A 6,487-nucleotide genomic window follows, 5' to 3' on the forward strand; every position below is an offset into this window, starting at 1 on the left:
AGAACGTGCGTTCGATGTTTTTTTATGTTATCATGGAATTATAGTAGCAATCAGGGAGGTTAAAAGATGGGAAAACGTGTTGAAATAGGGAAAACGGGAATTCATGTCACACCAATTGGGTTCGGTGCTAATACGATTGGTGCGCATAATTTGTTCCAAAATATTGATGAGGATGTGAGTCGTGAAACGCTACGTGCGGCATTAGCGGAAGGCGTCGATTTTTTTGATAGTGCATTTATGTATGGTTTGGGGCGTTCAGAAGAGCTTATTGGTGAAGTTTTAGCGGAGACTGGGAGTCGTTCGGATGTTATTCTCGCAACAAAAGCTGCCCATATTGTAACGGATAGTGGAGTCAAATTAGACAATTCACCCACTTTTTTAGCTGAATCTGTAGATAGTGCGTTGAAACGCCATCAAACGGACTATATTGATTTATTTTATATCCATTTTCCAGATGGGGTTACACCGCCAGCCGAGGCAGTTGGCGCTCTACAACGCTTGAAAGAAGCTGGGAAAATTCGTGCGATTGGTGTGTCTAATTTTACGATGGATGCTTTGAGCTTAGCGAATAAAGATGGCTATGTGGACGTTGTACAGGACAAATATTCGCTTATTTATCCGGAGTTGGAGAAGGATATGATTCCTTACTGTGTGGAATCAGACATATCGTTCGTACCGTATACGCCGCTTGCAAGTGGTTTGCTGACAGGGAAGTTCACCGCGAGCAATCCACCACAAGATTTTCGAAAAGAGCGACCGCATTTCCAAGGGCAATCATACATTGACATTATTGCAAAAGTCAACAGCCTTCAAATTTTGGCAGATAAGTATGATGTATCTATTGCCAATATTGTTCTGGCAACAACGCTTAGTGTCGATGGCATTGACGTGGTAATACCAGGAGCTAAAAGCCCGGAACAAGTTCAATCGAACATGCAAACATTGCGAGCAGCCTTGACACGTGATGAAGCAACGCAAGTCCGTGAATTATTCAAATAAGTGATAGAAAGAAGGAGCTAGAATGCAATTAGAGCGGTGTGGATGGGCGATGAGCGATGCTGCAGAGCAGGTTTATCATGATACTGAATGGGGAGTGCCGAATCGTGATGAGCACTATTTATTTGAAATGCTTAATTTAGAGGGAGCGCAGGCTGGACTTTCATGGCGCCTTATTTTGAATAAACGAGCAGCTTACAAAGATGCCTTTCATCAGTTTGATCCCGATAAATGTGCAATGATGACAGATGAAGAGCTGGAGCATATACGTGAAACAGCTGCAATCGTTAAGAACAAGCTTAAAATTGGCGGAGTACGTAAGAATGCGATTGCTTTTTTGAAAGTACAGGAAGAATTTGGCTCTTTTGCCGATTATATTTGGGGATATACAGATGGAAAACCAATTATTAATCACTGGACGGATATGACACAAATGCCAACTAGTAATGGATTATCAGAACAGATTAGTAAAGACTTGAAGAAGCGCGGATTTATTTTCGTTGGGCCGGTCATTATTTATTCTTATTTACAAGCAATTGGGATGATTGATGATCATGTGGTAACTTGTCCATACCATACAGAAAATAGGTAAGTGTCGAGGTCGGACGAAACCTATCTCATTTTTTGACTAAGATATGACCTACAATAAAAAACCACCGAATGACAAATTCTCTATTATACATAGAACATTTGCTATTCGGTGGTTTTATATCAATTCAAATTAATTTTTTTGCCAGTTAAGCTGCCATTCAATGCCGAGTTTATCAGTTAGCTTTGCGTAAAGGCCACCCCAGGGCATTTCTTGAAGTTCGATAGAAACCTGTCCGCCATTTTTTAATAGCTCATATGTGTTTCTTAGTGAGGCTTCATCATCAAATAAATAGGCAACAGAGAGCATGTTACCTGCTGATAATGTCTCATCCACATAAGAATCAGAGAAATACAGAAGCTCGGTACCATCTTTCTCTAAGCGTGCATGTACAATGCGATTGGCTAATGCTTCGTCGCCACGAGAATCTCCCATTTCGCTGTATGTTTGTACCATTGTGGGGGTAGCTCCAAAAGCGGCACTATAAAAGTCTAGCGCCTCTCTTGCATTCCCATTAAATTGTAGATAAGGTATCGTATTTGGCATATCATTTCCTCCTAAAACGTTTTTCACGCAAGGTGATAGAGATAGTATAGTGTAAATAAATGTAGAAATCTACTAATATCTATTTCTTGCTTACAGCGATAAAAAGTGTTGCATCCTGTTTCATAAATATGTTCCTGCCATGGTAAAATTGCTGAATAGTCGTGGATTTAAATCCAGTGTTTGCTAGTAATGACTTTAATTCATTCGCAACAAAGCCGTTATGGACTTTCGGATGGTAGACGTTAGGATTTTTATCGAAATCGATGATAATCAGTTTACCATCTGTGTTTAGCGTTTCGTAAAGTCTTTCTAAAATGGTTTTGGTATCAGGAATGTGTAAAAGAACGAGAGATACGAGTACTATATCTGCCTTCACATCAAGCGTACTTCTCGTGAAATCTGCAACTAATGTTTGGACATTTCCCAGCTTATTAGCCTCTATTTTATTGTTTATTATTTCAATCATATTTTCGGAGGAGTCTATTAATATAGCTGTTTTAACAGAACTTGCAACTTGTAAGCCAATCAGACCTGTACCGCTCCCATAATCAATGAAGGTCTTGTCTTTCGCTTGTACTAACTCTTCTTTAACCTTATGCGTGATAATATTGGCGAGTTCGATTCGCTCTGTACTATCATATTTCTTGGCTATTGTTTCAAAAATATTTTCTTCCATGTTTTATCGCATCCTCTGCTACGTGATAAGTTAACATTATAGTTTAAGTAACGCTTTTTCGCAATGAATCACTTTCATACAAAGATTACAATAATATTATTATGTAAACTTAATTAAAAAAGAAAAGAACACCCCGAGGGCAGGGATGCTCTTTTCAACTACCTATAACTTAAACACCTTTATAAGCGTTTAGATAAATTTCTTTCAACTCAGAAACGAGCGGTTGAACTGGATTAGCTGTCGTACATTGATCCATAAATGCGCGATCTGCCAATGTATCCACTACTGTATCAAATGCTTTCTTATCAACGTTTTGACCTTTCAAGCTCATGTCAATTCCACAGTCTTTACCAAGGCTGATAATCGCATCAACAAGCGATTTCACACCTTCTTCTGTTGTAGAAGCTGGCAATCCAAGAACACGAGCGATTTGTGCGTAATCTTGGTCAGCACGGTAAGATTCGTATCTTGGGAACAAAGCATGTTTTCTAGGTTTTGTCGCATTGTAGCGAATAACATGCGGCATAAGAATAGCATTAGCACGACCATGAGGGATGTGGAATTCTGGACCTATTTTATGGGCTAAACTATGATTAATTCCTAGGAAAGCATTAGCAAAAGCCATACCTGCCATCGCAGAAGCGTTATGCATTTTTTCGCGAGCATCTTCGTCTGCATCGAGAACAGAAGCGCGTAACGATTCGAATACCATTTCAATAGCACGCATAGATAATCCACGTGTATAGTCACTTGCCATTACCGATACATAAGACTCAATAGCGTGTGTTAGTACGTCCATACCTGTGTCAGCTGTAATATGAGCTGGGACGGTCATGACATATTGAGCATCAACAATGGCTACGTCTGGGGTTAATTCATAATCAGCCAATGGGTATTTGATGTTGTTTTCTTTATCTGTAATAACTGCAAAAGGAGTAACCTCAGAGCCTGTACCAGATGTAGTAGGAATGGCAACAAATTGCGCTTTTTCGCCTAGTTTAGGATATTTGAACGTACGTTTACGGATATCTAAGAATTTTTGTTTTAAACCGAAAAATGAAGCTTCTGGGTGTTCATAGAATAACCACATTCCTTTAGCTGCATCCATTGCGGAACCGCCACCAAGAGCGATAATGCAATCTGGTTTGAAGTCTTTCATTAGTTCAGCACCTTTATATACAGTCACGTCAGATGGATCCGGCTCTACATCTGCAAAGACTTGATAAGAAACATCATTGCCACGTTTTTTCAAGTGCTCGATAACAACATCAACGTATTTAAATTGTACCATTCCTGGATCCGTTACGATAAATACACGTTCAATATTCGGCATTTTTTGCAAATATTGCGTCGAGTATTTCTCAAAGAATACTTTTGGTGGAAGTTTGAACCATTGCATATTATTTCTCCGTTCTGCGATACGTTTCACATTTAAAAGGTTAGTTGCGCTAACGTTTTGTGATACAGAGTTTTTACCATAAGAGCCACAACCAAGTGTTAGAGAAGGGATAAAGCCATTGTATAAGTCGCCGATTCCGCCTTGAGCAGATGGTGCATTCACAATAATACGGCAAGCTTTCATGCGTAAACCAAATGCTAATTGTGCTTCACGATCTGTAGAATGGATAACTGCTGAGTGGCCTAAACCGCCATATACAAGCATTTCTTCACAACGGTCGAAGGCATCGGCTTGGTCTTTAGCTTCAATGAAAGCAAGAACAGGGCTTAATTTTTCGTGAGATAGTGGATAAGCATCGCCCACACCTTTAATTTCAGCTACGAGCATTTTAGTGTCCTCTGGTACCTTAAATCCAGCTTCGTTCGCAATCCAAGCAGGGGATTTACCTACGACATTTGGATTTAATGCGTGTGTTTCAGGGTTAATAACATAGCTTTCCAATTTTTTGAACTCAGCGCCTTTGACGAAGTAGCATTTGTTTGCTTCCATTTCGTTTTTCACGGCTTTGGCAACTTCTTTGTCGACAATTACAGCTTGTTCAGATGCGCAAATCATACCGTGATCAAACGTTTTAGATAAAATCAAGTCGTTTACTGCACGTTTGATTTTTGCTGTTTTGTCGATGTAAGCAGGAACGTTACCAGGTCCAACGCCAAGTGCTGGTTTACCGGTAGAGTAAGCAGATTTAACCATTGCAGCGCCACCTGTAGCAAGCACGAGCGCCACATCTTTATGGTTCATCAATTGTTTTGTGGCTTCTAGAGATGGTTTCTCAACCCATTGAATACAATGTTCCGGAGCACCCGCTGCAATTGCTGCTTCGTATACGACACGAGCGGCTTCAGAAGAGCATTTTTGAGCGCTTGGATGGAATGCGAAAATGATTGGATTACGTGTTTTTATTGCAATGATAGCTTTGAAAAGGGTAGTCGACGTTGGGTTCGTAACAGGAGTTACACCAGCAATGACACCAACTGGTTCTGCAATTTCGACGACACCAGTTTGTTTATCTTCATTAATAACGCCGACAGTTTTGTCCATTTTGATACTGTTCCAAATATATTCTGTTGCGAAAATATTTTTAATACATTTATCTTCGTAGATTCCGCGACCAGTTTCTTCAATCGCCATTTTAGCAAGAGGCATATGTTGGTCAAGACCAGCTAGTGCCATCGCATGAACGATATGATCTACTTTTTCCTGATTAAAGTCGGCGAATGTTTTTAGTGCGCTTTGTCCATTACTTGCCAGTGTATCAATTACTTTTTGAACCTCTAATTCTTCGTTAACAGCTTTTTCTTTCATTGCCATTTGTGAACCCTCCAATTATTAACGGGACAAAAAAAGTCCTTTGGTGACATTTGACGTCCCTATCATTTCAAAAAAATGGCGGCGGTCGACTCGCCGTTATTTTCTTGGATTTCTTATTTACAAAGTAAGTGTAACACTTCACAAAGTGTTTGTCTAGTGTTATTTGTGAATATATTCACTTAGTTTTAAAGATAGTAAAAAAGACACAACTAGAAAGAGTAAAGTAATATGTTTGGCATAAGTAAATTAAGAAAAACAGGTGATTCCCTTAGCTCTATTCTTAGCGGTTCATCAGAATTTGGTCAACGTTTGTTAAGAAAGATTGTGCATTTTATAGTATACTTAGAATGGCTTAAAATTATATAGAAAATGGGGTTACATAACGATGTACATGATGTTTTTTGGAAGTTCTGTATTGTTACTAGTTGGCATGGCTATTCTATGGTCGACTATTCGTTTTAGAGGTGGGCGATGGCTCCCATTACTAAACATTTTCTTTTTGCTAGCATGGCTTGGAATAACGTTAGTAGCTAGTTTAAGTATAGGATGGGTATTCACACGGCAGATTTTTGGCATGTTGGCGCCGATGGTGATTTTGCCATTTATTTTATCAGTGTTTGTTCAGAAGCAATTGGTGGAACGATATGCCATTTTTGTATCATGGTTTGCGGTTTTTATGCTTGTATTTCAAATACCTGCTTTTCCGAATCGATGGACGCTTTTTGAATGTTTTGGGTTGCCAATTCTTCTTTTCTTTCTATTATACGTTTGGGATAAACAGCTTGGTGGGCGCTTTAAAGTACGCTGGATTGTTTCGGGCAGTGTGCTTGTTATTTGTGCGCCCAGCATGCGCAAATGCTAGGTGGTGAAAGTCCACTACAGGCTTGGCAGTAGGAACTGTTAGCTCAAG

At 39.5% G+C, this 6,487-nt stretch carries 6 protein-coding genes; 3 read left to right on the forward strand and 3 right to left on the reverse strand.

The window, feature by feature from the left end; genetic code table 11:
- Positions 1–66 precede the first annotated feature (66 nt).
- Positions 67–999 carry an aldo/keto reductase gene (locus tag R8925_RS13315; protein ID WP_430536288.1) on the forward strand — a complete coding sequence of 311 codons (933 nt, stop codon included), beginning with the start codon at positions 67–69 and terminating at the stop codon, positions 997–999.
- A gap of 22 nt (positions 1,000–1,021) precedes the next feature.
- A complete protein-coding gene (locus R8925_RS13320) occupies positions 1,022–1,588 on the forward strand; it encodes a DNA-3-methyladenine glycosylase I (RefSeq protein WP_430536289.1) in 567 nt (188 codons plus the stop codon).
- A 129-nt stretch (positions 1,589–1,717) separates the two neighbouring features.
- Here the strand turns inward: R8925_RS13320 and R8925_RS13325 are convergent, their stop codons facing one another.
- The 3 genes from R8925_RS13325 to adhE all read right to left on the reverse strand — a co-directional run bounded on the left by R8925_RS13325 (position 1,718) and on the right by adhE (position 5,577).
- Complete coding sequence (locus R8925_RS13325; RefSeq protein WP_430536290.1) at positions 1,718–2,131, reverse strand: VOC family protein; 414 nt, start codon at positions 2,129–2,131, stop codon at positions 1,718–1,720.
- Between the two features lie 79 nt (positions 2,132–2,210).
- A complete protein-coding gene (locus R8925_RS13330; RefSeq protein ID WP_430536291.1) occupies positions 2,211–2,807 on the reverse strand; it encodes a class I SAM-dependent methyltransferase in 597 nt (198 codons plus the stop codon).
- Between the two features lie 169 nt (positions 2,808–2,976).
- Positions 2,977–5,577 carry a bifunctional acetaldehyde-CoA/alcohol dehydrogenase gene (gene adhE / locus R8925_RS13335; RefSeq protein WP_430536292.1) on the reverse strand — a complete coding sequence of 867 codons (2,601 nt, stop codon included), beginning with the start codon at positions 5,575–5,577 and terminating at the stop codon, positions 2,977–2,979.
- A gap of 385 nt (positions 5,578–5,962) precedes the next feature.
- Between adhE and R8925_RS13340 the strand changes: the two genes are divergently transcribed.
- On the forward strand, positions 5,963–6,439 hold the full coding sequence (locus R8925_RS13340) for a hypothetical protein (protein WP_430536293.1): 477 nt from the start codon (positions 5,963–5,965) through the stop codon (positions 6,437–6,439).
- The last annotated feature ends 48 nt before the right edge of the window (positions 6,440–6,487 follow it).

This window comes from Listeria rocourtiae subsp. hofi, assembly GCF_963575615.1.
Classification (GTDB): Bacteria; Bacillota; Bacilli; order Lactobacillales; family Listeriaceae; genus Listeria_A; species Listeria_A hofi.